Origin of the sequence: Micromonospora sp. C81, assembly GCF_018070425.1 — a bacterium.
GTDB classification, from domain to species: Bacteria; Actinomycetota; Actinomycetes; order Mycobacteriales; family Micromonosporaceae; genus Micromonospora; species Micromonospora zamorensis.
This window is the reverse complement of sequence record NZ_JAGPXS010000008.1, coordinates 1-25,599: the sequence shown is the minus strand read 5'-3', so window position 1 is coordinate 25,599 and position 25,599 is coordinate 1. Positions and strand designations below refer to the sequence as shown.

Genomic DNA, 25,599 nt, shown 5'->3' with positions numbered 1-25,599 from the left:
CATGAACTTGCAGTCGTGAGTCGTCCTTGTTAATCTTTCCTGCATAGTCATGCGGAGGTGAGTATGGGGATCCGAGTCGCGGTCGCCGGTGCGAGCGGCTACGCCGGGGGTGAGTTGCTGCGCCTGGTCGCCGGGCACCCGGAGTTCGACCTGGTCGCCGCCACCGCGCACAGCCAGGCCGGTCACCGCCTCGACGTGGTGCACCCGCAGCTCACCGGGCTCGACCTGGTGCTCGGTCAGACCGACCCGGCGACGCTCGCCGACGCGGACCTGGTCTTCCTGGCCCTGCCGCACGGCGAGTCGGCGGCCCTCGCGTCCCAGTTGCCGACCGAGGTGCGCATCGTCGACCTGGGCGCGGACCACCGGCTCGCCGACCCGTACGCCTGGGCGCAGTACTACGGCGGCACGCACGCCGGGCAGTGGACCTATGGCCTGCCCGAGCTGCCCGGTCAGCGGGAGCTGATCGCCGGCTCCACCCGGGTGGCGAACACCGGCTGCTACGCCGCGGCGATCACCCTGGCGCTCGCGCCGCTGATCGCCGATGGTGCGGCCAGCCCCGCCGACGTGGTGGTCGTGGCCGCCTCCGGCACCTCCGGCGCGGGTCGGGCGGCGAAGCCGCATCTGCTGGCCAGCGAGGTGCTGGGCGACCTGTCGCCGTATCGGGTGGGCACCCACCAGCACGTGCCGGAGATCAAGCAGGCATCAGGCGCGACCGGCCTGTCGTTCACGCCCGTCCTGGCGCCGATGCCGCGCGGCATCCTGGCCACGGTCACCGCGGTGCCGGCGCGCGGTGTCGACCCGCAGCAGGTGCTGGCGCAGGCGTACGCCGACGCGCCGTTCGTGCACGTGCTGCCGGAGGGCCGCTGGCCGCACACGGCTGCCACGCTGGGCTCCAACTCGTGTCACCTGCAGGCCACCGTCGACGTCGACTCGGGCCGCTTGATCGTGCTCAGCGCGCTGGACAACCTGGGCAAGGGCGCGGCCGGTCAGGCAGTGCAGAACGCCAACCTCATGCTTGGCCTGCCGGAGACGACGGGCCTGTCGATCTGGGGAGTCAGCCCATGAGTGTCACCACCCCTCGGGGGTTCCGCGCGGCCGGAGTGGCCGCGGGCCTCAAGACCAGTGGTGGTGCGGACGTCGCGCTCGTGGTCAACGACGGCCCGGACGCCGGTGTCGCCGGTGTCTTCACCACCAACCGGGTCAAGGCCGCGCCGGTGCTCTGGAGCCAGCAGGTCGTGCAGGGCGGTGTGGTCCGCGCGGTGGTGCTCAACTCCGGTGGCGCCAACGCCTGCACCGGCCCGGCTGGCTTCCAGGACACCCACGCCACGGCCGAGCACACCGCCGCCGCGCTGACCTCGGTCAGCCCACGATTGATCCTCGGCGCCGGTGAGGTGGCGGTCTGCTCCACCGGGTTGATCGGTGAGCGGCTGCCGATGCCGAAACTGCTGCCCGGTGTCCGCTCGGCGATCCGGCGGTTGTCCCGCGACGGCGGCGTGGCCGCCGCCGAGGCGATCATGACCACGGACACCCGGTCGAAGACCACAGTGGCCCGGGGCAGCGGGTGGACGGTCGGCGGCATGGCCAAGGGCGCCGGAATGCTCGCGCCGGGAATGGCCACCATGCTCTGCGTGCTGACCACTGACGCGGTGGCCGGGCCGGCGGCGCTGGACGACGCGCTGCGCGCGGCGACCCGGGTCACCTTCGACCGGGTCGACTCCGACGGCTGCATGTCCACCAACGACACCGTGTTGCTGCTGGCCAGCGGTGCGAGCGGCATCGAGCCGACTCCGGCCGAGCTGGCCGCCGCCGTCACCGCGGCCTGTCACGACCTGGCCCAGCAGTTGGTAGCCGACGCCGAGGGGGCGACCAAGCAGATCGCCATCGACGTGGTGGGCGCCGCCGACGAGGACGACGCGGTCGAGGTGGGCCGTTCGGTGGCCCGCAACAACCTGGTCAAGACCGCGCTGTTCGGCAACGACCCCAACTGGGGTCGGATCCTCGCCGCCGTCGGCACCACCGCCGCCGCGTTCGAGCCGGACGAGGTGGACGTGGCGGTCAACGGCGTGTGGGTGTGCCGGGGCGGCGCCGCCGCCGAGGACCGCTCGAAGGTCGACCTCACCGGGCGGGACGTGACGATCCGGATCGACCTGCACGCCGGCACGTCGGCCGCGACGATCTGGACCAACGACCTCTCCCACGCGTACGTGCACGAGAACTCGGCCTACTCGACATGAGTCTCAGCAGCGACCTGACTCGCGCCCAGGTCAAGGCGGAGACGCTGATCGAGGCGCTGCCCTGGTTGGCACGCTTCTCCGGCTCCACGGTCGTGGTCAAGTACGGCGGCAACGCGATGACCGATCCCGAGTTGCAGCGGGCGTTCGCGGCCGACATGGTCTTTCTGCGCTACGCGGGCCTGAAGCCAGTGGTGGTGCACGGCGGCGGTCCGCAGATCTCCGCCATGCTGGGCCGGCTCGGCATCGCCAGCGAGTTTCGGGGTGGCCTGCGGGTGACCACGGCCGAGGCGATGGACGTCGTCCGGATGGTGCTGGTCGGGCAGGTCGGCCGCGAACTGGTCGGGCTGATCAACTCGCACGGCCCGTACGCCGTGGGCCTGTCCGGCGAGGACGCCCGGTTGTTCACCGCGGTGCGCCGCCCGGCGTACGTGGACGGGTTGCCGGTCGACGTCGGCCAGGTCGGTGACGTCGAGTCGGTCGACGTGTCCGCGGTGACCGATCTGATCGAGGCCGGTCGGATCCCGGTGATCTCCACTGTGGCGCCGGACGTGGACGGGGTGCTGCACAACCTCAACGCGGACACCGCCGCCGCCGCGCTCGCGATCGCGTTGCGGGCCCGCAAGCTGGTCGTGCTCACCGACGTGGCCGGCCTGTACGCGGACTGGCCGGACACGACCAGCCTGGTCTCCGAGATCGCCGCGGACGACCTGGCGAAGCTGCTGCCCAGTCTGGAGTCGGGGATGGTGCCGAAGATGGAGGCCTGCCTGCGCGCGGTGCGTGGGGGAGTGCCGGCCGCGCACGTCGTCGACGGTCGGGTGGCGCACTCGACGTTGCTTGAGGTTTTCACCTCGGAAGGGTTCGGAACGATGGTGGTGCCGGGAGACGGGATGGTCGCGTCGTGAGCACGTTGGCGCAGCGCTGGAAGCAGTCCATGATGGACAACTACGGCACGCCGCCGCTGGCGCTGGTCTCCGGTGCCGGTGCCGTGGTGGTCGACGACGCCGGCCGCGAATACCTGGACCTGGTCGGTGGCATCGCGGTGAACGCCCTCGGTCACGCCCACCCGGCCGTGGTGGCGGCGGTGTCGAAGCAGGTCGCGACCCTCGGGCACGTTTCCAACCTCTTCGTCGCGGAGCCGCCGGTGGCCCTGGCCGAGCTGCTGTTGGCGCTCGCCGGCCGGCCCGGTCGGGTCTTCTTCTCCAACTCGGGCGCGGAGGCCAACGAGGCGGCGTTCAAGCTCTCCCGGCGTACCGGCCGCACGCACGTGGTGGCCACCGGGGGCGGCTTCCACGGCCGCACCATGGGCGCGCTCGCGCTGACCGGTCAGCCGGCCAAGGCCGATCCGTTCCGGCCGCTGCCCGGCGAGGTGACCCACGTCGACTACGGCGACGTCGCCGCCCTGGAGGCGGCCGTCTCCGACGCCACCGCGATGCTGATCCTGGAGCCGATCCAGGGTGAGAACGGTGTGGTCGTCCCGCCGGCCGGTTACCTGGCCGCGGCCCGGCGGATCACCGCGCGGCACGGCGCGTTGCTGGTCCTCGACGAGGTGCAGACCGGCATGGGCCGCACCGGGCACTGGTTCAGGCATCAGGCCGAGGGCGTGGAGCCGGACGTGGTCACCCTGGCCAAGGGTCTGGGTGGCGGTCTGCCCATCGGTGCCACGCTGGCCTTCGGCCCGGCCGCCGACCTGCTCACCCCCGGCTCGCACGGCACCACCTTCGGCGGCAACCCGGTCAGCTGCGCGGCGGCGCTCGCCGTGGTGGCGACCATCGCCAACGAGGGCCTGCTCGACAACGTCAAGCGGGTCGGCGAGCGGCTGCGCCGCGGCATCGAGTCGCTGGGCCACCCGCTTATCGCCGGCGTACGCGGCGAGGGGCTGCTGCTCGGTGTGGCGCTCACCGCGCCGGTGGCGGCGGTGCTGGCCGAGGCCCTGCGGGAGGCCGGCTTCCTGGTCAACCCGGTGCAGCCGACAGTGCTCCGGTTGGCCCCGCCACTGATCCTCACCGCCGCGCAGGTGGACACCTTCCTCGCCGCGCTGCCCGCCGCACTGGACGCGACGACCCCGGCGGCCGCCGGCACGGCGGGCGAACCCTCCACGCTGACCACCACGACGGGGACGACTCGATGACCCGGCACTTCCTGCGCGACGACGACCTCTCGCCCGCCGAGCAGTCCACGGTCCTCGACCTGGCGGCGCGGATGAAGGCGGACCGGTTCGGCCACCGACCGCTGGTCGGCCCCCGCTCGGTGGCGGTGCTCTTCGACAAGCAGAGCCTGCGGACCAGGATCTCGTTCGACGCCGGCATCGCCGAACTGGGTGGGCACCCGCTGGTCGTGGACACGCAGGTCACCCACTTCGGCCGGGGCGAGGCCCTCGCCGACGCGGGGCGGGTGCTGTCCCGCTACGTCGCGGCGATCGTGCTGCGCACCCACGGCGACGACCGGATCGCCGAGGTCGCGGCGGGCGCCAGCGTGCCGGTTGTCAACGCGCTCACCGACGGCTTCCACCCGTGCCAACTGCTGGCCGACCTGCTCACCATCCGGGAGCGGTGTGGCGGCACGGCCGGCCGCACCCTGACCTACGTGGGGGACAGCGCGAACAACATGGCGCAGTCGTACCTGCTGGCCGGGGCGATGGCCGGCATGCACGTCCGGGTCGCCGGGCCGGCCGGGTTCGCGCCCGACCCGGGCGTGGTGGACGCGGCGGCCCGGATCGCCGCCGAGACCGGCGGGTCGGTGCGGGTGCTGACCGACCCGGCCCAGGCGGTACGCGACGCCGACGTGCTCGCCACCGACACCTGGACCTCGATGGGGCAGGAGTCCGACGGGCTGGACCGGATCACGCCGTTCCTGCCGTACCAGGTCAACAAGGAGCTGCTCGGCCAGGCCGCACCGGACGCGATCGTGCTGCACTGCCTGCCGGCGCACCGCGGTGAGGAGATCACCGACGAGGTGCTCGACGGCCCGCAGAGCGCGGTCTTCGACCAGGCGGAGAACCGCCTGCACGTGCAGAAGGCGCTGCTCACCTTCCTGCTGGACACCGCGACGGGGGAGTCCCGATGACCGCACCGTTGACCCGCGCGGCCCGGCACGCCCGGATCGTGGAGCTGATCCGCGACAAGGCGATCCGGTCGCAGACCGAGCTGGCCGACCTGCTCGCCTCCGACGGCGTCGGCGTCACCCAGGCCACCCTCTCGCGCGACCTGGAGGAGCTGGGCGCGGTCAAGGTGCGCGGCGGCGACGGCCCGGCCGTCTACCTGATCCCCGAGGACGGCAAACGGCCGTTGCGCGACGCCGAGGCCGCGCCGGCCCGGCTGATGCGGCTGCTGCACGAGCTGCTCAACGGCGTCGACTCCAGCGGCAACATCGCCGTGCTGCGTACCCCGCCGGGCGCAGCCCAGTACCTGGCCAGCGCGTTGGACCGAGCGGGCCTGCCCGAGATCGTCGGCACCATCGCCGGCGACGACACCATCCTCGTCGTGGCCCGCGAGGCCGTCGGTGGGGCCGCGCTCGGCGAGAAGCTCGCCGGCTGGGCCCGACGGGAAGACAACGCCGAAGGGAACACCGCATCATGACCGAGCGGGTCGTGCTCGCGTACTCCGGAGGGTTGGACACCTCCGTCGCCATTCCGTACCTGGCCGAGCAGACCGGTGCCGAGGTGATCGCGGTCGCGGTCGACGTCGGTCAGGGCGGCGAGGACCTCGACGCGATCCGACAGCGTGCCCTGGACTGCGGCGCCGCCGAGTCGGAGGTGGTCGACGCGCGCGACGAGTTCGCCGCCGACTACTGCCTGCCGGCCATCCGGGCCAACGCCCTCTACATGGACCGCTACCCGCTGGTGTCGGCGCTGTCCCGGCCGCTGATCGTGAAGCACCTGGTGGCGGCGGCGCGCAAGCACGGCGGCACGATCGTGTCGCACGGCTGCACCGGCAAGGGCAACGACCAGGTCCGGTTCGAGGTGGGCCTGAACGCGCTCGCCCCCGACCTGAAGATCATCGCGCCGGCCCGGGACTTCGCCTGGACCCGGGACAAGGCGATCGCCTTCGCCGAGGAGAAGGGGCTGCCGATCGACGTGTCGGCCAAGTCCCCCTACTCCATCGACCAGAACCTGTGGGGTCGGGCGGTGGAGACCGGGTTCCTGGAGGACATCTGGAACGCCCCCGTCGAGGACCTCTACTCGTACACTGCCGACCCGGCGTCGGACCGCGACGCCGACGAGGTCGTGATCACCTTCGACGGCGGGGTGCCGGTGGCGATCGACGGTGAGACGGTCACCCCGTACCAGGCGATCCTGGAGCTGAACCGGCGTGCCGGCGCCCAGGGCGTCGGCCGGCTCGACATGGTCGAGGACCGCCTGGTCGGAATCAAGAGCCGCGAGGTGTACGAGGCACCCGGCGCGATCGCGCTGATCACCGCCCACCAGGAGCTGGAGGCGGTGACCGTGGAACGCGACCTGGCCCGTTTCAAGCGGAGCGTCGACCAGCGCTGGGGCGAGCTGGTCTACGACGGCCTGTGGTTCTCGCCGCTGAAGGACTCGCTGGACGCGTTCATCGACGACGCACAGCGGCACGTGAGCGGTGAGGTGCGGATGACCCTGCACGGCGGCCGGGCCACCGTGACGGGTCGGCGCTCCGAGGCGAGCCTCTACGACTTCGGGATGGCCACCTACGACACCGGCGACACCTTCGACCAGTCCCTGGCCAAGGGCTTCGTGCAGTTGTGGGGCCTGCCGAGTCGGATGGCCGCCGCTCGGGACGCCCGGCTGGGCGGTGGCGGACAGTGACACGTGCGAGCGCGCGGAGTGAGAGAGCGCGGCGAGTGAGCCCCGCAGTCGCGAGCGAAAGGCAGGCAGAGCAATGATGGGCGACGTGGACGACAAGAGCCTGACCGAGAACAGTGCCGCCACCAACCGGACGAGCCTGTGGGGTGGCCGGTTCGCTGGCGGCCCCGCCGAGGCGCTCGCCCGACTGTCGGTGAGCGTGCAGTTCGACTGGCGCCTGGCCCCGTACGACATCGCTGGTTCCCGGGCGCACGCCCGGGTCCTGGCCGGCGCCGGCCTGCTCGACCCGGAGGAGCTGGGCCGCATGCTGGCCGCGTTGGACGACCTGGAGGCCGCCTGCGCCTCCGGGGCGTTCCGCCCCACCATCGAGGACGAGGACGTGCACACCGCGCTGGAGCGCGGCCTGCTGGAGCGCCTCGGCAGCCTCGGCGGCAAGCTGCGCGCCGGCCGGTCCCGCAACGACCAGGTCGCCACGGACCTGCGGCTCTACCTGCGGGACCACGCCCGGGGTGTGGCCAGCCGCCTCGTCGAGCTGGCCGAGGCGCTGGTCGAGCAGGCCGAGCGGCACATCGACACCGCCGCGCCCGGCATGACCCACCTCCAGCACGCCCAGCCGGTCACGTTCGGGCACTGGTTGCTCGCCCACGTGCAGCCGCTGCTGCGTGACCTGGAGCGTCTGCGTGACTGGGACCACCGGGCGGCGGTCAGCCCGCTCGGCGCGGGCGCGCTGGCCGGCTCCGGCCTGCCGCTGGACCCGGTCGCCGTGGCCAAGGAGCTGGGCTTCCGCACGTCGTTCGCCAACTCGATGGACGCGGTCGCCGACCGGGACTTCGTCGCCGAGTTTCTCTTCACCACAGCCATGATCGGGGTGCACCTGTCCCGGCTCGGCGAGGAGGTGGTGCTCTGGACGTCGCACGAGTTCGGTTGGGTGGAGCTGGACGACTCGTTCGCCACCGGCTCGTCGATCATGCCGCAGAAGAAGAACGCGGACATCGCGGAGCTGGCGCGCGGCAAGTCCGGGCGCCTCGTCGGTGGCCTGGTGACAGTGCTCACCATGCTCAAGGGCCTGCCGATGACCTACGACCGGGACATGCAGGAGGACAAGGAGCCGGCCTTCGACGCCGTCGACACCCTGGAGCTGCTGCTGCCGGCCCTGGCGGGAATGATCTCCACGATGACGGTCCGGGTGGACCGCCTCGTCGCCGCCGCCCCGGTCGGCTTCTCCCTCGCGACCGAGGTCGCCGACTGGCTGGTCCGGCGCAACGTGCCGTTCCGGGACGCGCACGAGATCACCGGCCGGCTGGTGGCGCTCTGCGCGGCCCGCGAGTGCGAGCTGAACGACGTCTCGGACGAGGACCTGGCCGCGATCAGCGAGCACCTCGACCCGTCGGTGCGCGACGTGCTCTCGGTCCGTTCGGCCCTCGCGGCCCGCACCACCCCCGGTTCCACCGGTCCCGGCCCGGTCGCCGACCAGCTCGCCGACGCGGCCGACCGGCTGGCCGGCTGGCGGGAGTGGGCCACCGAACGGGTCGTTCCGCGCTGACCTCGTCGCGGCGTCGGCGGGTTCCGCCGGCGCCGCGGCCGGTTCAGGCCGTCGGGCGCTCCCGCTTGGGGAGCTTGGCAACCACCATGTCGTACGACGCGTCGACCGCCTCGGTCAGCTCGTCGGCGTCGATCCCGCCGTTGAGCCGCAGCGTGTTCCACCCGGACCGACCGATGTAGGCCATCACCCGCGCGTCGTCGGGGTGCCGGTGCAGCCACTCGTCGGCGACCTCCCGGGTCGGCCCGCACTTGATGCCGACCGTCGGCTCGCCGCCACCGTTGCCGAGGAACGCGAAGATCCGGCCGCCCACCTTCACCACCTCGTCGCCCTCCCACGGCTGGTCCAGCCACGCCCCCGGCTTGGCCAGGCAGTACGCCAGCATGTCCGCGCGCTCCATGGGTGCCTCCTCGTCGTGCGCACAGTCTGCCCGTCCCGCCGCCCGCAGGCACGCGGCGTGCCGGTTTGCGCGTCTGGTCGCGGCTGCGGTGCGCGCCGGGTCGCGGGCTGCTTGTGCGGGGCGCGGTCGCGGGGTGCGCGGTCAGCGGGTCTGCTCGGCTGAGCGGGCGGCGACCCGCTCGTAGCGCTGCCGGGCCGCCTGTGCGCTGCCCAGCCCCAGCCCGTACGCGATGGCCTGCCAGGTCAGCCCCCGGTCGCGGGCCAGCGTCATCAGCCCGGCCTCCAGCGCGTCCAGCTCGGCGCGGACGTGCGGCAGCAGGGTCAGCGCGGCGGTCAGGTCGGCGGCGTCGACCGGCTCCTCCGTCGGCTCCCGCTCGGCCCCGCCGGCGGCCAGCGCGGTGACCAGGGCGACCGCCTCCCACGGGTCCAGCACGTACGGGTGTGCCCAGCGCGACCGCTGTGCGTCGGTGCCGGCGTGCCGGTCGCTGATCCGCTGGAGTGCCTCGTGGGTGCGATGGGCGCGGGCGTGGGCCGGGTGCGGCGCGGTGAACGGGTCGTTCGTCGTCATGTCCCGAGCACACACCCTCAACACAACATTGTCAACAGAACGTTGAAACCGTGAGCGGTTGTGCATGGCGATCGCCGCCCGGCTGGGTACCGTCGAGCCATGGACCTGTTGCCCGGTGACCACGCCACCGACATGCCCGGTGACCACGCCACCGACGCCGACCTGGCGGCACTGGCCGACCTGCTCGCCGGCCCGCTGCTGCCGGCCGCCCGCGGGCTGTTGGGCTGCGAGCTGCACGCGGGAGGCGTCACCGTCCGGATCACCGAGGTCGAGGCGTACGCGGGCATGGCCGGGGACCAGGCCTCGCACGCCCACCGGGGGCGCACCCCACGCAACGCGGTGATGTTCGGCCCGGCCGGGCACGCGTACGTCTACTTCACCTACGGGATGCACTGGTGCATGAACGTGGTGACCGGTGTCGAGGGGGAGGCTTCCGCCGTGCTGCTGCGCGCCGGGGAGGTGGTCGACGGCCTGGCCACGGCTCGCGAGCGCCGGCCGGCCGTACGCCGGGACGTGGACCTCGCCCGTGGGCCGGCCCGGCTCTGCGCCACGCTCGGCATCGACCGCTCCGCGTACGGCGGGTATCTGCTGGGCGATGGACCGGTCCGGTTGCGCCCGCCGACGCGGCCGGTGCCGCCGGAGACGGTGGTCGCCGGTCCGCGGGTCGGCGTGACCGGCGCGCACGACCTGCCGTGGCGGTTCTGGCTCGACGGCGACCCGACGGTCAGCGCGTACCGGCGACACGTGCCCCGCAGCCGGCGCTGATCCCCGGGCGTGTGTCCCACGAACGTGTCGGGGGGTGTGGCCATAATCACCGCACCTGCTCACCGACGGTTCGGAGGACGTCATGGCAACACTGCTCGCGATCGGCACGGCCAAGGGACTGTTTCTCGCCACCAGCACCGACGACCGGCGCAGTTGGGAGATCACCGGCCCACACTTCCCGATGACCGGTGTCTATTCGGTCGCGGTCGACACCCGTCGCTCCACCCCGCGCCTGCTCGCCGGGGTGACCAGCTCGCACTTCGGGCCCAGCGTCGCCACCAGCGACGACCTCGGCGCCTCCTGGGACGAGCCCGACGAGGCGCCGGTCGCGTTCCCGGCCGACACCGGCGTCTCCCTCGGGCGGGTCTGGCAGCTGATGCCGGCCGGTTCCGACCAGCCGGACGTGGTCTGGGCCGGCACCGAGCCGTCCGCGCTGTTCCGGTCCACCGATGGTGGCCGCAGCTTCGAGCTGGTCCGCTCCCTCTGGGACCACCCGCACCGCCCCCAGTGGGAGGCCGGCTTCGGTGGCCAGGCCGTGCACACCGTGCTGCCCCATCCGCGTGACCCGGCCCGGCTGCTGGTCGCGATGTCCACCGGCGGGGTCTACCGCTCGGAGGACGCCGGGGCGAGCTGGGCCCCGGGCAACACCGGCATCCGTGCCTACTTCATGCCCGACGAGTGGCCGGAGTTCGGCCAGTGCGTGCACAAGGTCGCCCGGGACGCCGGCAACCCCGAGCGGCTCTACGCGCAGAACCACCACGGTGTCTACCGCTCCGACGACGACGGCCGCACCTGGTCCTCGATCGCCGACGGGCTGCCCAGCGACTTCGGCTTCCCGATGGTGGCCCACCCGGGGCGGGGCGGCATGGTGTGGACCTTCCCGTTGGTGGCCGACAGCGAGCGGTTCCCCACCGACCACCGCTGCCGGGTGTTCCGTTCCGCAGACGCGGGCGGCAAGTGGGAGCCGCTGTCGGTGGGGCTGCCCGAGGGGCCGTTCTATCCGGCGGTGCTGCGCGACGCGATGTGCGCCGACGAGGCCACCCCGGGTGGGGTCTACTTCGGCACCCGCTCCGGCGAGGTCTACGCCAGCCGCGACGAGGGTGACTCCTGGTCCATGGTGGCCGCGCACCTGCCCGACGTGCTCTGCGTTCGCGCCGCGGCGGTCTGAGATGGTCACCGTGCTGCTGCCCGGCCCGCTGCGCGGCGAGGCCGGTGGTGCCAGTCGGCTGAGCGTCACCGCCGCCGGGACGCTACGGGCGGTCCTCGACGAGGTGGCCGCCCATCATCCGCGGCTGTCCCGGCGCATCCGTGACGAGCGCGGCGAGCTGCGCCGTTACGTCAACGTCTTCGTCGACGGCGAGGATTGCCGGCACTCCGGCGGTCTGGCCACCCCGGTCGGCGACGAGGCCGAGGTGCAGGTGTTGCCGTCGGTGGCGGGCGGCTGAGGTCACGGGCGGCTGAGGTCGCGGCCGCTCGACGCCCGCGAGACCTGACCACCCAGCAGGCCGCCGCCAGCGACGTCACGGCTGCCTTGAGCCCGGCGGCGAAGCCCAGTTCGGTCCCGTCTGTCCGCTGTTGGAGGTGACCCGCGCCACCCCGAGACGTGCCGCCTTCGGAATAGTTGCGTCGTCAAATAAGTTGAGAGCTGCGTCCGGGCACCACGAATGACCCGGTTCTACACGCAGGGAGCTGGTCATGCAGTTCGGAGTCTTCACCGTCGGTGACGTCACGGTCGACCCGACCACCGGTCGGGAGCCGACCGAGCATGAGCGGATCAAGGCGATGGTCGCCATCGCGCTCAAGGCCGAAGAGGTCGGCCTGGACGTCTTCGCCACGGGCGAGCACCACAACCCGCCGTTCGTGCCCTCCTCGCCGACCACCATGCTCGGCTACATCGCGGCGCGCACCGAGCGGCTGCTGCTGTCCACCGCGACCACGCTGATCACCACCAACGACCCGGTGAAGATCGCCGAGGACTACGCGATGCTCCAGCACCTCTCCGGCGGCCGGGTGGACCTGATGATGGGCCGCGGCAACACCGGCCCGGTCTACCCGTGGTTCGGCAAGGACATCCGCGCCGGCATCCCGCTCGCGATCGAGAACTACGACCTGCTGCACCGGCTGTGGCGCGAGGACGTGGTCGACTGGAAGGGCAAGTACCGCACCCCCCTGCAGTCGTTCACCTCGACGCCGCGCCCGCTCGACGGCGTGCCCCCGTTCGTCTGGCACGGCTCGATCCGCAGCCCGGAGATCGCCGAGCAGGCCGCGTACTACGGCGACGGTTTCTTCGCCAACCACATCTTCTGGCCCAAGGAGCACACCCAGCGGATGATCGCGCTCTACCGCCAGCGGTACGCGCACTACGGCCACGGCTCCGCCGACCAGGCGATCGTCGGTCTCGGTGGGCAGGTGTTCATGCGGCGCAACTCGCAGGACGCGGTCCGGGAGTTCCGTCCGTACTTCGACAACGCCCCGGTCTACGGGCACGGGCCGTCGCTGGAGGAGTTCACCCGGGAGACCCCGCTGACCGTGGGCAGCCCGCAGCAGGTCATCGACCGCACGCTCGGCTTCCGGGAGTACGTCGGCGACTACCAGCGGCAGCTCTTCCTGATGGACCACGCCGGGCTGCCCCTGAAGACCGTGCTGGAGCAGCTCGACCTGCTCGGCGAGGAGGTGGTGCCGGTGCTGCGTAAGGAGTTCGCGGCGCTGCGTCCGGCGCACGTGCCGGAGGCTCCCACCCACGCCGCGATGGTCGCCGCCGCCGGTGGCGCCAAGGACAGCACCGTGCACGCCGTCGACGACGTGACGGGCAAGGCGCCGGAGGGGGCGACCCGATGACCCGCCGCACCCTGGCCGTCGTCTCGGCGGGGCTGAGTCAGCCCTCGTCGACCCGGCTGCTCGCCGACCAACTCGCCGCGGCCACCCGCGACGAGTTGGTCCGGCGCGGCTCCGAGGTGGAGCTGCACGTCGTCGACCTGCGGGAGTACGCCCACGACGTGGTGAACAACATGCTCACCGGGTTCCCGCCGGCGGCGCTGCGTGAGGTCATCGACGCGGTCACCGGGGCCGACGGGCTCATCGCCGTCACCCCGATCTTCAGCGCCTCCTACAACGGGCTGTTCAAGTCCTTCTTCGACGTGTTGGATTCGGGTTCGCTGGTCGACCGGCCGGTGCTGATCGGGGCGACCGGCGGCACCGCCCGGCACTCGCTGGCACTGGAACACGCCGTCCGCCCGATGTTCGCCTACCTCCGTTCGGTGGTGGTCCCGACCGCCGTCTTCGCCGCACCGGAGGACTGGTCCGACGGCACCGCCGACGGCGCGTTGCGCGGCCGGATCCGGCGTGCCGCCGGCGAGTTGGCCGACCAGATCGAGCGTCGACCGCCGGCCAGCGGCCCCGCCGACCCGTTCGCCCTCACCACCGACTTTCTACAGATGCTCGGTCGATCCGACGACACACCGGTCAGCTGACCGGGTAGGGGTGGGCGACCAGCACCGGGCAGTGCGCGTGCTGGATCGCCGCCTGACTGACCGAGCCGAGCAGCAGCCCGGCGAATCCGGCCCGGCCCCGGGTGCCCACGACCAGCAGCGACGCCGTGCCGCTGGCCTCGACGAGCCCCTGGGCCGCGCCGGCCGCGCGGACCGGATGCTCCCGCACCACCAGGTCGGGATGCTCGGCGCGAACGGCGGCGGAGGCGTCGGCGAGCAGCCGTACCGTGTCGGCCTGGTGCGCGGCCTGCGACTCCTCGACCTCCTCCGGCACCGTCCGCTCCTCGTCCGCCGGGCCGACGTGTACCAGCACCAGCGGCACGTCCCGCAGGGCGGCCTCGTCGGCGGCGTAGCCCGCGGCGAGCCGGGACGACTCCGACCCGTCGACGCCGACGAGCACCGGAGCGTCCACCGGGATCGGCTGTTCGTCCGGGCGGACCACCAGCACCGGGCAGTGCGCGTGCGCGGCCACCTGCGTGCCGACCGAGCCGAGCAGCAGCCCGGCGAACCCGCCCAGCCCTCGGCTGCCCACCACTACCAACTCGGCCTGGCGGGACTCCTCGATCAGGGTGATGCCGGGTCCACCGGCGACCTGGCGCACCTCGACGACCAGGCCGGGCCACCGGTCGGTCAGCTCGGCCGCCGTGCGCTCCAACATCTTCTGCGCCTCCTCGGAGGGCACCGGCACCCCGAGTTCGTACGGGTTGAGCGGCACGCCGTAGCCGAACGGATGCAGGTAGCCGTGCACCAGGCGCAGCGTCCGGGACCGGAGCAGGGCGGCGCGGGCGGCGTGCTCCGCGGCGACGAGGCTGGACGGCGATCCGTCCACGCCCACCACGACAGGTCGGTTCATCGGCACTCCCTGGGTCGGTCAGCCCATTGTCGGCGGTGCGCAGCCGTCACGGCGCCGAACGCGCCGGCACCGGCCGACCGAACGCGCCGGCCGGCCGGGTGACGTGACACCGGACGTGGGTCCGCGCCGGCCGAGGGGGAGTGGCCGGCGCGGACGGTACGAGGGGTCAGTCCTTGCGATCCTCGCGGCGGTGCCGAACGACGACCACCGGGCTGTGCGAGTGGTGCAGCACCGTGTGGCTCACCGAGCCGAGCAGCATGCCGGCCAGCGCGCCACGGCCGCGTGCACCGACCACGGTGAGCTGCGCCGTGGCCGACTCCTCCACCAGCATCCGCGCCGGTGCGCCGTACGCCACTCGGCGCCGCACCGGCACGTCGGGGTAGCGCTCGGACCAACCGGCGATCGCCTCGGCGAGCACCCGCTCCTCCTCGGCGATGAGCGCTTCCACGTCGTTCGCTATCGGCAGGAGGTCGCTCGGCGCCGCCGGGATGATCCAGGCGTGCACCGCCACCAGATCGGTGCCGCGCAACGAGGCTTCCTCGAAGGCGAACCCCAACGCCTGGGCGGAGAGGTCCGAGCCGTCGACCCCGACCAGGACCGGCCCGTCGGCGCGGGCCTCACCCTTGACGACCAGCACCGGGCAGTCGGCGCGGGCGGAGACCTGCACCGCCACCGAGCCGACCAGCAGCCCGCCGAAGCCGCCCAGGCCCCGGCTGCCGAGCACCAGCAGCGCCGCGTCCCGGGCCTCGACCAGCAGCATCGGCGTGGGCGCGCCCTCGACGATCGCGCCGGTGACGGCGAGCTCCGGTGCGACCTTGCTGGCCTCGGTCACCGCCTCGGCGACCAACTGCTCCGCCTGGTGCCGGAACCCGGCGTTGACGGGAGCGCCCGGCGCCGGCTCCAACGACACGCCGTAGAGCGACCAGATGAACGCGTGCACCACCCGCAGCGGGCGGCCCCGCGTCGCGGCCTCCCGGGCGGCGACACGCACCGCCTCCAGCGCCGATGTCGAGCCGTCCACAGCCACCACCACGGGGGCACCGGATCTGTTGGTCATCACGTCCTCCTTAGTTCCGTCTTCATCCTCCTGCGGTGCGGGCCGGACGGTCAGGGGCGGAAGGTAAGGGACCGGGGGCCATTGGTCCCGTCGACCCGGTCGCTCGGTGGTGTCGGACGGCGACGGGTCAGCCGCAGCACCAACCCGGGCAGGGCGCTGACCACCGCGCAGGCCAGCAGCACGGTCGGTGCCAGGGGGTCGGTGCCGAGCAGGTCCCGCAGCGGGGCGAACAGCACCCCGCCGACCTGCAACAGTGCCGACACCGCGACCGCGACGAGGAGGCCGGGGTTGCCGCGCCGCGCGCCCGCTGGCCGGGGTGCCCGGACGGCCAGTGCCACGCCGAGCTGGGCCAGCCCGAGCACCACGAAGACCACCGACTGCCAGGGCAGGTCCCGGTCGGCGGCGACCACACCGGCACCGAGCACCACGGCGGCGATCAGCGCGCCGGTGATCAGGACGTCCCGGCCGAGCCCGGCGCCGAGCACCGACTCCTGTGGCGAGCGCGGCGCGCGCCGCAGGGTGCCGGGTTCGGCCGGCTCGGCGCCGAGCGCCACCCCGGGCACTCCGTGGGTCAGCAGGTTGATCCAGAGGATCTGGGCGGGCAACAGCGGTACGGCCAATCCGAACAGCGGGCCGATGAGCATCACCATGATCTCCGCCACGCCACCGGAGAGGGCGTAGCGCAGGAACCGGCGAATGTTGTCGTAGATGCGGCGGCCCTCACCGATGGCGGCCGCCACTGTGGACAGGTCGTCGTCGACGAGGACCAGGTCGGCGGCCTGCCGGGCGACCTCGGTGCCGCCACCCATCGCCACCCCGATGTCGGCGCGGCGCAGCGCCGGCGCGTCGTTGACTCCGTCGCCGGTCATCGCGACCACGTGACCGCGGGCCTGCAGGTCCGCGATGATGTCGAGCTTCTGTTCCGGCTGGGTCCGGGCGAAGACCCGGGTGTCCGGGTGCGCCGTCGAGTCGTCGTCGCCGCGGGCGAGAGGGTCACCGTCGTGCCACAGGCCGAGCTGGGAGCCGATCGCGGCGGCGGTGGCCGGGTGATCGCCGGTGATCAGCAGCAGCCGTACCCCGGCGGCGTCGAGGCTCTCGGCGATCTCGGGCGCGCCGGCGCGCAGCGGGTCACCGACGGCGACCAGCCCGAGCGGGCGCAGGCCGGTCGGCGCGGCGGGGTCCGGCGACGTGTCCGCCAGGGCGGCGGCGACGGCGAGCACCCGCAGGCCCTCCCCGGCGAGCCGGTGGGCGGTGCGGGTCAGCGCGGCGATCTCGTCGTCGGTGGCGTCGAGCAGGGACGCGGTGAGGACGCTCTCCGGGGCGCCCTTGCAGACCACGAGATAGCGCTGGTCGCAGGAGCGGTGCACCGTGACCATCCGCCGTTGGGCCTGGTCGAACGGGTGCTCGGCGACCCGTGGCCAGGCCGCGCGGGTGTCCTGCGGGTCGAGGCCGCACCGGGCCGCGAAGGCCACGAGCGCCGCTTCGAGAGGATCGCCCACGGCGCCCCAGTCGCGTCGTTCGTCGTCCGGGGGTGACAGGGCGGCGTCGTTGCAGAGCAGCCCGGCCCGCGCCAGCCGGCGGAGTTCCTCAGGTACGGCCACCGGCGCGCCATCCTGGTGCACGGCGCCGTGCGGGGCGTACCCGCTGCCGGTGACCTCGTACCGCTCCCCGTCGGTGGTGGCGACCTGCTGCACCGCCATGCGCCCCTCCGTGAGGGTGCCCGTCTTGTCGGAGGCGATCACGGTCACCGAGCCGAGTGTCTCCACCGCGTGCAGCCGACGCGGAATGGCGTGCGCGGCGGCCATCCGGCGCGCGCCCAGCGCCAGCGCCAGGGTCACCACCGCCGGCAGCGACTCGGGTACCGCCGCGACGACCAGGCTCACCGCCGTGATGGCCATGTCGACCAGCGGCCGACCGCTGATCACCCCGATCGCGAATACCAGCCCCGACAGCACGACCGCGACCAACCCGAGCGTGCGGCCCAGGGCGGAGAGGCGGCGCTGCAGGGGAGTGGCGCCAGGCCGAGTGCCCGCCACCAGGGCGCTGATCCGGCCCAATGCGCTCGCAGGCCCCGTCCGGAGCACGGTGCCGTCCGCGCGTCCGGTGGTGACCACCGTCCCGGCCAGCGCCTCCTGACCGACGGTCCGCCCCACCGGTACCGACTCACCACTCAACGCGGATTCATCCAGTTGCAGCCGGTTCGCCTCGACCAGCAGCAGGTCTGCCGGCACGATGTCGCCGGCCTCGACCCGGACGAGGTCGCCGTGGACCAGGTCGGCGGCGGGGACGGCCAGGTCCCGGCCGTCACGGACCACCCGGGCGGTGGGTGCGGCGAGCTGGCCCAGCGCCGCGATGGCGCGGTCCGCGCGGATCTCCTGCACCACCCCGATGATCGTGTTCACCAGCACGACCAGGACGATCACCGCGGTGTCCGGGTAGTCGCCGAGCACCGTGGTCACCACCGCGGCGGCGAGCAGCAGGGCGACCAGTGGGTCGGTGAGCTGGTGCAGCACCCGTACGGCCGCGTGCCGGCGCGGCGGTGGCGCCACCGCGTTGGGTCCGTTCACCCGCAATCGGGCGGCGGCCTCTGCCGCGTCGAGCCCGACCGCGACGGGCACATCGATCGTGCCCTCCAGCGTCCGGCCCGGACCGCCCGTATTCGCCACCAGTGACCTCCCCGTCCCGCGCGGCGCGACATCCGCACGCCGTCCGTCTCACCATCCCGCTGACTGATCACCCAGGGCAGAGGCCTTGCGCCCGAGGGGCTCGGGACCAAAGACCCGCGCCGGCCCTCCCGGCCCCCGGCTTGTACGGGAATACGTTTGTACGTACTATCAACCCATGACCACCATGGAGTCGCGGCTCGCCGCGCTGGAGACCCAGGTCGCCGCGTTGAACGAGCGCCTGGCGGCGGCGCCACCAGCGCCGCCCGCATCCGAGGGCACCTTCTGGGCACTCGACGGCCTCAAGCAGCGCCTGCCGCCCGAGGGCACCGGCGCCGTCCTCTACACCGGCACCGTCCGCGTGGCCGGGCAGCACTACGACTGGCAGTACGGCCGCACCGTCGACGACGTGCTCGCAGCCGACTGGACGGAGCTGGCCAGCACGCTCTCCGCGTTGGCCCACCCGGTGCGGCTGCGGCTGCTGCGCGAGATCCTCGACGGCCGGCAGAGCACCAGCGAGCTCGCCGAGATCGAGGAACTGGGCACCACCGGCCAACTCCACCACCACCTGCGCCAGATCACCGCCGCCGGCTGGCTGAGCAGCACCGGCCGGGGTCGGTGGGCCGTCCCCGCCGAACGCGTGGTGCCGCTGCTGACCATCCTCACCGCCGCCGGCCGATGACCCACGCCCGCAGCACCGACCGCCCGCACGACGAGCAGCAGGGAGAAGCACCATGCGCCGGACGACAGTGATCACCATCGTCGTCGCGCTGATCGCCGGCCTCGCCGGAATCGCGCTCATGCCCCGGGTGGCCCGCCTCGGCGCGCAGACCACCGGCGACGCCGACCTGGCCGGCGCCGCACGCGCGGCCGTACGCGACCCGTCGGGACACCGCGGGCTCGCCGTCGCACTGGTCGAGAACGGCCGGATCCGCACCGCCGGCCTGGGTGACCGGGACCGGACCGGCCAGCCCGTCGAGCCCGGCACCTCGTTCGAGATCGGCTCGGTCACCAAGGCGCTCACCGGCATGCTCCTCGCCGACCAGGCCGCCGCCGGGGTCGTCCGCCCCGACGACCCTCTCGGCGCCACCTGGCCCACGGTCACCGGCCCCGCCCGCGACGTGACGCTCGCCGAGTTGGCCAGCCACCGCGCCGGTCTGCCCCGGCTCGCCCCCGACGGCATCCTGGGCTGGGCACGCATCCTCTGGTCCAACGTGTCCGGCGGCAACCCGTACGCCGGGCAGGACACCGACGCCGTCCGCAGCGCCGCCGACCGGGTCACCCCCGACGACGACGATCGCGGGGAGGTCCACTACTCCAACCTCGGGCCGTCCGTGCTCGGTCACGCGCTCGCCGCGAAGGCCGGCGTCGCGTACGCCGATCTGCTGCGGGCGCGGCTGCTCCAACCGCTCGGCATGCACGCCACAGTGATCGCCACCCACGCCGACGACCTGCCGGCCGGTCGCGCCCACGGCGGCCGGGCCTCCGGCCGGCCCCTCGACACCTGGTCGGGAGTGGGGTACGCCCCGGCCGGCGTCGGCCCCTGGTCCACCGCCGAGGACCTGGGCCGGCTGGCCGCCGCGACCCTCGCCGGCACCGCACCCGGCGCCGACGCCACCACCGCCCGCTTCCGCGAAGACGAGAACACCCGCATCGGGTACGGCTGGTTCACCACCCGGCACGGCGACCACGAGGTGGTCTGGCACAACGGCGCGACCGGCGGGTTCCGGTCCTACATCGGCCTCGAACGGGCCACCGGCAGGGCGGTGGTGGTGCTCGGCAACACCGACAAGGCCGTCGAGCCGATCGGGCTGCGACTGCTCGGCGTACCGGAGAAGGAGGCGGGGGAGGCGGCACCGGTGGCTCCCGTCTGGATCGGCGCCGGTCTCGCTGTGGCGTTCACCTTCCTCGGCGGCCTGTCCCTGCTCGGCACCGCCCGCCGCCGCGAACTGGACCGGGTGACAGTGGTGGCCGCGGTGGTGTGGGCGTTCGCCTATCTCGGGTTGGCGCACCGGATGGGCGACTGGTCGGTGGTGCCGGTCTGGCTCTGGCCTCTCGGGGCCGGTCTGTCCGCGGCGGGAGCGACACTGGCCGTGACCCGGTGGTCCGCCCTGCCCGTGGTCGACGCGCGGGTGCCGTGGCGTCGCCTGCTGTCGGTGGCCAGCTCCCTGCTCGCCGCCGTGCTGGCGGTCGCCGCCGTGAGCGACTGAGCGAGCCGCGCGGGCCCGCCGTTGCGTACCCTCGGCCGATGACTTCTGATCTGCGGCTGCGCCCGGTCCTGGAGGACGACCTCGTCGAGTTCTTCCTGTTCCAGCAGGACCCGGAGGCCAACCGGATGGCCGCCTTCGTCGCCAAGGACCCGTCCGACCGTCGGGAGTTCGCCCGGCACTGGGCGCGGGTGCTCACCAACCCGGCGAACCGGGTCCGGACCGTCGAGGTCGACGGCGAGGTGGTCGGCTACGTGAGCGCCTTCCCGGTCGACGACCAGACCGAGGTCAGCTACTGGATCGACAGGGAACGCTGGGGCCGGGGCCACGCCACGGCGGCCCTGGCCGCCCTGCTGCGCGAGCTGCCCCGACCGGTGCACGCCCGCGCCGCCAAGGACAACGCCGCGTCCCTCGCGGTGCTGCGCAAGTGCGGGTTCGTGGTGGTCGGCGAGGACTCGGGGTACGCCAACGGCCGCGGCGAAGACGTCGAGGAGTGGCTGCTGGAGCTGCCCGCTGACGCTTCTGACCTGGGCGGGCACTAGTCTCGCGGCGTGAACTGGTTGGATCTCGTCGGCTGGGCCGGCTCCGCGGTGCTGGTCTGGTCGCTGCTGCAGTCGCGCATCCTGCGGCTGCGCGCGCTCAACCTCGTCGGCTGCCTCGTGCTGATCGGCTACAACGCCGCGATCGAGGTCTGGCCCATGGTCGGCCTCAACATCGTGCTTACGGTGATCAACCTCTGGTACCTGCGGGGAATGCTCGCCACCCGGCACGACGAGAAGACCTACCAGGTGGTCGAGGTCGGCGTCGGCGACCAGTTCCTCGCCCACACGCTGCGGGTGCACGCCGCCGACATCGCCCGCTTCAACCCCGACTTCCGGTGGGACCCGGACACCTCGGGACGATCCGCCTTCCTGGTGGTCACCGCCGACGAGGTGGTCGGCGTCGTGCTGTCCCACGCCGAGGCCCGCGGTGTCGCCCAGATCGACCTGGACTACGTGACCCCCAAGTTCCGCGACTTCACCCCGGGCGAGTTCGTCTACCGGCGCAGCCACCTGTTCACCGAACGAGGCTTCCGCCAGGTGGTCAGCCCGCCCCGGATGGTCGCGCCGTACTACCACCGGCTCGGCTTCCGCCCGGAGGGCGACTCGTACGTCCTCGATCTGCCGACCACCCCGGCGGCCGATCCCGCGTAGCGTCACCGGCGACCGATCGGCGTAGCCTCGCCGGCGCAGGATTCAGCGGGCACCGGACGGGGCAATCACACGCCTACGCCGGGCGGGCTCGCCGACCGGCGGGCGCCGCGCGTACAGGCCGGTGCCACCACCACGAGGGAGCGAACCGGGCGTGCAGAGCTACGGGAGCCAACTGGCCCTGGTCGGAATCCTGGTCGTGATCAACGCGCTCTTCGCCGGCAGCGAGATGGCGTTGGTGTCACTGCGGGACAGCCAGATCCAGCGGTTGGAACGGACCAGTCGCGGGGGCCGGGTGCTGGCCCGCCTCGCCAAGGACCCGAACCGCTTCCTGGCCACCATCCAGATCGGCATCACCCTCGCCGGCTTCCTCGCCTCCGCCGCCGCGGCGGTCTCGCTGGCCAAGCCTCTCGTGCCGCTGCTCGGAATGTTCGGCGGCGCCGCCGAGACGATGGCGATCGTGGTGGTCACCCTCGCGCTGACGTTCGTCACCCTGGTCTTCGGCGAGCTGGCACCCAAACGGATCGCCATGCAGGCCGCCGAGCGGTGGGCGCTGCTGGTGGCCCGCCCACTCGACCTGCTCGCCACGTTCACCCGCCCGGCCGTCTGGGCGCTCGGCGCCACCAGCGACGTGGTGGTCCGCCTGGTCGGGCTCAACCCCAAGCACCAGCCGGAGGAGATCGGCCCGGACGAGCTGCGGGACATCGTCGCCGGCAACCACGGCTTCACCAAGGAACAACGCACCATCATCGCCGGCGCGGTGGAGATCGCCGACCGACGGTTGCGGGCTGTCCTCGTACCCCGGTTGCAGGTCTTCACGCTCGACAGCGGGACCACCGCGGAGGCCGCGCGGCTCGTGCTGGCCGCCACCGGGCACTCCCGCGCGCCGGTCGTGCGACACGGCGGCCTGGACGACACGGCCGGCGTGATCCACCTGCGCGACCTGGTGGGGGTGCCCGACGACCGCCCGGTCGACGAGATCGCCCGCCCTCCGATGCTGCTGCCCGACTCGTTGCCCGTCGTGGAGGCGCTGCGCCAGTTCAAGGCCGAGCGCCAGCACATCGCACTCGTCGTGGACGAGCGCGGCGCGGTCGACGGCATCGTCACGCTGGAGGACATCCTGGAGGAGATCGTCGGTGAGATCTACGACGAGACCGACCGGGATGTGCGCTCGGTCCGCCGCGACCCCGACGGCGCGCTCCTGCTGCCCGGCACCTTCCCGGTGCACGACCTGCCGGACATCGGCGTCGAGCTGCCGTCGCGCCCGGAAGGCGACTACACCACCGTCGCCGGGCTGGTGCTGGCCCGACTCGGGCACATCCCCACCGTCGCCGGCGAGGACGTCACCCTGGACGGCTGGGTGCTGATGGTGGCCGGCATCGACCACCGGGCGATCACCGAGGTACGGATCAGCCGGGTGCCCGACGACACCGACTCCGACGCCGACCTGACCTCGGAGCCGGTGCTGGACGAGGCCCGCAGCTGAACCGTCCGGGTGCCGCCGCTCAGTCGCGCGAGAGGTTCTGGAGGCGGACCTGACCGCGGGCGACCAGCCTCTCGTCGGCATCGGTGATCTCCACCTGCCACAGCTGCTGGCTGCGGCCCCGGTGCACCGGCGTGCCGACCGCGGTCAGCTCCCCGTCCCGAACGGCCCGCAGGAAGTCGGTCTGGTTCGACACGCCGACCACAGTGCCCCGGTCGCCCAGCCAGAGGGAACCACCCACGCTGGCCGCGGTCTCCACGACCGAGCAGTACACCCCACCGTGCTGAATGCCGAACGGCTGGTGCAGCTCCGGTCGGACCTGCCAGCTGATGACCACCCGGTCGGCGGACGCCTCTTCGAACTTCAGGCCGAGCAGGGCGACAAAACCACCCGTCAGATCCGGCATCTCCACGGCAGAACCCCTCCTCGATCAACGGGGCGCAAGCCTAACCGGGGCGGGTTACGGGAAACCCGGTACGGGTCGGTGCCGGCGATGGGGGAGAATCGGTGACCGTGACCGACAGCAGCCCCCCGCCGTCCGGGCGGGACTCCCTGACCGACGACCTGCTCTGGCGTGGCCTCATCCAGGACTCGACCGGCCTCGACGAGCTGCGAGAGCTGCTCGACGGTGGGACGGCCACCACCTATTACGTGGGTTTCGACCCCACCGCGCAGAGCCTGCACGTCGGCTCGCTCATGCAGGTCACCACGGCCCGCAGGCTGCAACTCGCGGGGCACCGCCCGTTGCTGCTGGTGGGCGGGGCGACCGGGCAGATCGGTGACCCCAAGGAGAGCGCCGAACGGACGCTCAACCCGCCCGAGGTGATCGCCGGCTGGGTCGAGAGGATCCGTGAGCAGCTCGCGCCATTCGTGTCGTACACGGGGGACAACGCCGCGCAACTGGTCAACAACCTGGACTGGACCGGCGAGATGTCGGTGGTCGAGTTCCTGCGCGACGTGGGCAAGCACTTCCCGGTCAACAAGATGCTCGCCCGGGAGGTGGTGCGGGCGCGGCTGGAGACCGGCATCAGCTTCACCGAGTTCAGCTACCAGCTGCTGCAGGCCAACGACTTCTACGAGCTGCACCGGCGGCACGGCTGCCAGCTTCAGTTCGGCGGGTCCGACCAGTGGGGCAACATCACCGCCGGCGTCGACTACGTCCGTCGACGTGGCGCGGGGCCGGTGCAGGCGTTCACCACACCGCTGGTCACCAAGGCCGACGGCACGAAGTTCGGCAAGACCGAGGGCGGCGCCGTCTGGCTCGACCCGACGTTGACCAGCCCGTACGCGTTCTACCAGTTCTGGCTCAACGTCGACGACCGCGAGGTCGACCGCTACCTGCGCTACTTCAGCTTCCGGACGCGCGAGGAGCTGGAGGAGCTGGCGAAGGCGACGGCCGAGCGGCCGGCGGCCCGGCTGGCACAGCGAGCGCTCGCCGAGGAGCTGACCACCCTGGTGCACGGCGCCGACGAGACCCGACAGGCGATCGCCGCCAGTCAGGCCCTCTTCGGCCGCGGGTCGCTGGACGACCTGGCCCCGGAGACGCTGCGCGCGGCGTTGACCGAGGCCGGCCTGGTGCGTCTCTCCGGCGAACTGCCGGATGTGGCGGGGTTGTTGCGGGACTCCGGGCTCGTCAGTGGCCTCAAGGAGGCCCGTCGGGTGATCGCCGAGGGCGGCGCCTACGTCAACAACAACCGGGTGACCGAGGTGGACGCCGGGGTGTCGGCGACAGACCTGCTGCACGGGCGATACCTGGTGCTGCGCCGTGGAAAGCGCTCGTTCGCGGGCGTTGAGCTGGGAGAATAGTCGACTGTCGACGATGTGACGGGGGACGCGTCCGGCGGATTTGACGATCATCCCGCCGGACGCGTAACTTTCTCTCTGCCAGCGCGGAACGGACGAAACAGGCGAAAGCCTGAGACGGCCGGAGCGCAGGCCAACGGCCTCGGGGTCGGGCGGGCATGCCCACCGGATCCTGGACCGGGAGGTGCCGCCAGAAACGCCGCGAGGCGGATTTGGTGCGGCGAAACCGACCGGGTATGGTTACGAACCGGCAGGGCACCGGGCAAGCTTGCGGGAAACCGCAGCGGCCGGCCTGCCAAATCCGTGACGAGAGCGGCGCAAGCCGGTCGAGACATGGTGCCCGCATTACCGGGTGAAGCACGACGAACCGCGAAACACCGGTTTGACACGGCGGAAACCAGCGGGTAACGTAGTAAAAGTGCCTGGCGCTGGAAAGCGCTAAGGGACACGAACGAAAAGCCCCGGTTGGGGTTCCACTGAGGTGGGGCTTCTGGTCGGTGTGTGGTTGTTCTTTGAGAACTCAACAGGGTGCTTGTAAAGCCAGTGCCAATTATGATTTATACCCCGGA

General features: G+C 72.7%; 25 protein-coding genes. 19 read left to right on the top strand and 6 right to left on the bottom strand.

Annotated elements, in window-relative coordinates; genetic code table 11:
• Window positions 1-63: 63 nt before the first annotated feature.
• The 8 genes from argC (at window position 64) to argH (ending at window position 8,557) form a co-directional block, all read left to right on the top strand.
• Window positions 64-1,065: an N-acetyl-gamma-glutamyl-phosphate reductase gene (argC, locus tag KBX46_RS15230; RefSeq protein WP_210792995.1), complete on the top strand. Its 1,002-nt coding sequence runs from the start codon at window positions 64-66 to the stop codon at window positions 1,063-1,065.
• On the top strand, window positions 1,062-2,234 hold the full coding sequence (gene argJ / locus KBX46_RS15225) for a bifunctional glutamate N-acetyltransferase/amino-acid acetyltransferase ArgJ (RefSeq protein ID WP_210792994.1): 1,173 nt from the start codon (window positions 1,062-1,064) through the stop codon (window positions 2,232-2,234). The genes argC and argJ overlap by 4 nt, the downstream gene beginning before the upstream one ends.
• The gene (gene argB, locus KBX46_RS15220; protein ID WP_210792993.1) at window positions 2,231-3,136 is read left to right on the top strand and encodes an acetylglutamate kinase; all 906 of its coding nucleotides are present in this window, start codon (window positions 2,231-2,233) and stop codon (window positions 3,134-3,136) included. The genes argJ and argB overlap by 4 nt, the downstream gene beginning before the upstream one ends.
• Window positions 3,133-4,362 carry an acetylornithine transaminase gene (locus KBX46_RS15215; RefSeq protein ID WP_210792992.1) on the top strand — a complete coding sequence of 410 codons (1,230 nt, stop codon included), beginning with the start codon at window positions 3,133-3,135 and terminating at the stop codon, window positions 4,360-4,362. The genes argB and KBX46_RS15215 overlap by 4 nt, the downstream gene beginning before the upstream one ends.
• Complete coding sequence (argF, locus tag KBX46_RS15210) at window positions 4,359-5,297, top strand: ornithine carbamoyltransferase (RefSeq protein WP_088947499.1); 939 nt, start codon at window positions 4,359-4,361, stop codon at window positions 5,295-5,297. Before KBX46_RS15215 ends, argF begins: the two co-directional genes overlap by 4 nt.
• Window positions 5,294-5,809 (top strand): arginine repressor, encoded by a 516-nt coding sequence (locus tag KBX46_RS15205; RefSeq protein WP_088947500.1) that lies wholly within the window; start codon window positions 5,294-5,296, stop codon window positions 5,807-5,809. Before argF ends, KBX46_RS15205 begins: the two co-directional genes overlap by 4 nt.
• Window positions 5,806-7,017 carry an argininosuccinate synthase gene (locus tag KBX46_RS15200; protein WP_088947501.1) on the top strand — a complete coding sequence of 404 codons (1,212 nt, stop codon included), beginning with the start codon at window positions 5,806-5,808 and terminating at the stop codon, window positions 7,015-7,017. Before KBX46_RS15205 ends, KBX46_RS15200 begins: the two co-directional genes overlap by 4 nt.
• A gap of 76 nt (window positions 7,018-7,093) precedes the next feature.
• A complete protein-coding gene (gene argH, locus KBX46_RS15195) occupies window positions 7,094-8,557 on the top strand; it encodes an argininosuccinate lyase (RefSeq protein ID WP_088951635.1) in 1,464 nt (487 codons plus the stop codon).
• Between the two features lie 43 nt (window positions 8,558-8,600).
• Here argH and KBX46_RS15190 read toward each other — a convergent pair whose 3' ends face one another.
• On the bottom strand, window positions 8,601-8,954 hold the full coding sequence (locus tag KBX46_RS15190; protein ID WP_099852299.1) for an MmcQ/YjbR family DNA-binding protein: 354 nt from the start codon (window positions 8,952-8,954) through the stop codon (window positions 8,601-8,603).
• 141 nt (window positions 8,955-9,095) lie between these two features.
• Window positions 9,096-9,521 carry a DNA-binding protein gene (locus KBX46_RS15185; protein WP_141908870.1) on the bottom strand — a complete coding sequence of 142 codons (426 nt, stop codon included), beginning with the start codon at window positions 9,519-9,521 and terminating at the stop codon, window positions 9,096-9,098.
• Window positions 9,522-9,653: 132 nt separating this feature from the next.
• Between KBX46_RS15185 and KBX46_RS15180 the strand changes: the two genes are divergently transcribed.
• From KBX46_RS15180 to KBX46_RS15160, 5 genes are all read left to right on the top strand, one after another.
• Window positions 9,654-10,286: a DNA-3-methyladenine glycosylase gene (locus KBX46_RS15180; RefSeq protein WP_210793145.1), complete on the top strand. Its 633-nt coding sequence runs from the start codon at window positions 9,654-9,656 to the stop codon at window positions 10,284-10,286.
• An 82-nt stretch (window positions 10,287-10,368) separates the two neighbouring features.
• Entirely contained in the window at window positions 10,369-11,454 is a 1,086-nt protein-coding gene (locus tag KBX46_RS15175) for an exo-alpha-sialidase (protein WP_210792991.1), read from the top strand.
• Between the two features lies 1 nt (window position 11,455).
• Entirely contained in the window at window positions 11,456-11,731 is a 276-nt protein-coding gene (locus tag KBX46_RS15170) for a ubiquitin-like small modifier protein 1 (RefSeq protein ID WP_088947505.1), read from the top strand.
• Window positions 11,732-11,981: 250 nt separating this feature from the next.
• Window positions 11,982-13,124, top strand: a complete 1,143-nt coding sequence (locus tag KBX46_RS15165; protein WP_088947506.1) for an LLM class flavin-dependent oxidoreductase — start codon at window positions 11,982-11,984, stop codon at window positions 13,122-13,124.
• Entirely contained in the window at window positions 13,121-13,756 is a 636-nt protein-coding gene (locus KBX46_RS15160) for an FMN reductase (RefSeq protein ID WP_088947507.1), read from the top strand. Before KBX46_RS15165 ends, KBX46_RS15160 begins: the two co-directional genes overlap by 4 nt.
• On the opposite strand, the gene KBX46_RS15155 is transcribed toward KBX46_RS15160, so the two are convergent.
• The 3 genes from KBX46_RS15155 to KBX46_RS15145 form a co-directional block, all read right to left on the bottom strand.
• Complete coding sequence (locus KBX46_RS15155; protein WP_210792990.1) at window positions 13,749-14,633, bottom strand: universal stress protein; 885 nt, start codon at window positions 14,631-14,633, stop codon at window positions 13,749-13,751. The two genes, KBX46_RS15160 and KBX46_RS15155, sit on opposite strands and share 8 nt — an antisense overlap.
• A gap of 160 nt (window positions 14,634-14,793) precedes the next feature.
• On the bottom strand, window positions 14,794-15,684 hold the full coding sequence (locus tag KBX46_RS15150) for a universal stress protein (RefSeq protein WP_210792989.1): 891 nt from the start codon (window positions 15,682-15,684) through the stop codon (window positions 14,794-14,796).
• Window positions 15,685-15,734: 50 nt separating this feature from the next.
• On the bottom strand, window positions 15,735-18,350 hold the full coding sequence (locus KBX46_RS15145; RefSeq protein ID WP_308159529.1) for a cation-transporting P-type ATPase: 2,616 nt from the start codon (window positions 18,348-18,350) through the stop codon (window positions 15,735-15,737).
• A gap of 175 nt (window positions 18,351-18,525) precedes the next feature.
• Between KBX46_RS15145 and KBX46_RS15140 the strand changes: the two genes are divergently transcribed.
• From KBX46_RS15140 to KBX46_RS15120, 5 genes are all read left to right on the top strand, one after another.
• Window positions 18,526-19,029, top strand: coding sequence for a helix-turn-helix transcriptional regulator (locus KBX46_RS15140; protein ID WP_247667586.1), 504 nt, complete (start codon window positions 18,526-18,528; stop codon window positions 19,027-19,029).
• Window positions 19,030-19,081: 52 nt separating this feature from the next.
• Window positions 19,082-20,557 carry a serine hydrolase gene (locus KBX46_RS15135; RefSeq protein ID WP_210792988.1) on the top strand — a complete coding sequence of 492 codons (1,476 nt, stop codon included), beginning with the start codon at window positions 19,082-19,084 and terminating at the stop codon, window positions 20,555-20,557.
• 38 nt (window positions 20,558-20,595) lie between these two features.
• Window positions 20,596-21,096 carry a GNAT family N-acetyltransferase gene (locus KBX46_RS15130; RefSeq protein ID WP_088947512.1) on the top strand — a complete coding sequence of 167 codons (501 nt, stop codon included), beginning with the start codon at window positions 20,596-20,598 and terminating at the stop codon, window positions 21,094-21,096.
• A 9-nt stretch (window positions 21,097-21,105) separates the two neighbouring features.
• Entirely contained in the window at window positions 21,106-21,747 is a 642-nt protein-coding gene (locus KBX46_RS15125; protein ID WP_099852310.1) for a hypothetical protein, read from the top strand.
• A 151-nt stretch (window positions 21,748-21,898) separates the two neighbouring features.
• Window positions 21,899-23,230: a hemolysin family protein gene (locus KBX46_RS15120; RefSeq protein ID WP_210792987.1), complete on the top strand. Its 1,332-nt coding sequence runs from the start codon at window positions 21,899-21,901 to the stop codon at window positions 23,228-23,230.
• A 19-nt stretch (window positions 23,231-23,249) separates the two neighbouring features.
• Here KBX46_RS15120 and KBX46_RS15115 read toward each other — a convergent pair whose 3' ends face one another.
• Window positions 23,250-23,633, bottom strand: coding sequence for a PaaI family thioesterase (locus KBX46_RS15115; protein WP_172862181.1), 384 nt, complete (start codon window positions 23,631-23,633; stop codon window positions 23,250-23,252).
• Between the two features lie 107 nt (window positions 23,634-23,740).
• Between KBX46_RS15115 and tyrS the strand changes: the two genes are divergently transcribed.
• Window positions 23,741-25,033 (top strand): tyrosine--tRNA ligase, encoded by a 1,293-nt coding sequence (tyrS, locus tag KBX46_RS15110; RefSeq protein WP_210793143.1) that lies wholly within the window; start codon window positions 23,741-23,743, stop codon window positions 25,031-25,033.
• Window positions 25,034-25,599: the final 566 nt, after the last annotated feature.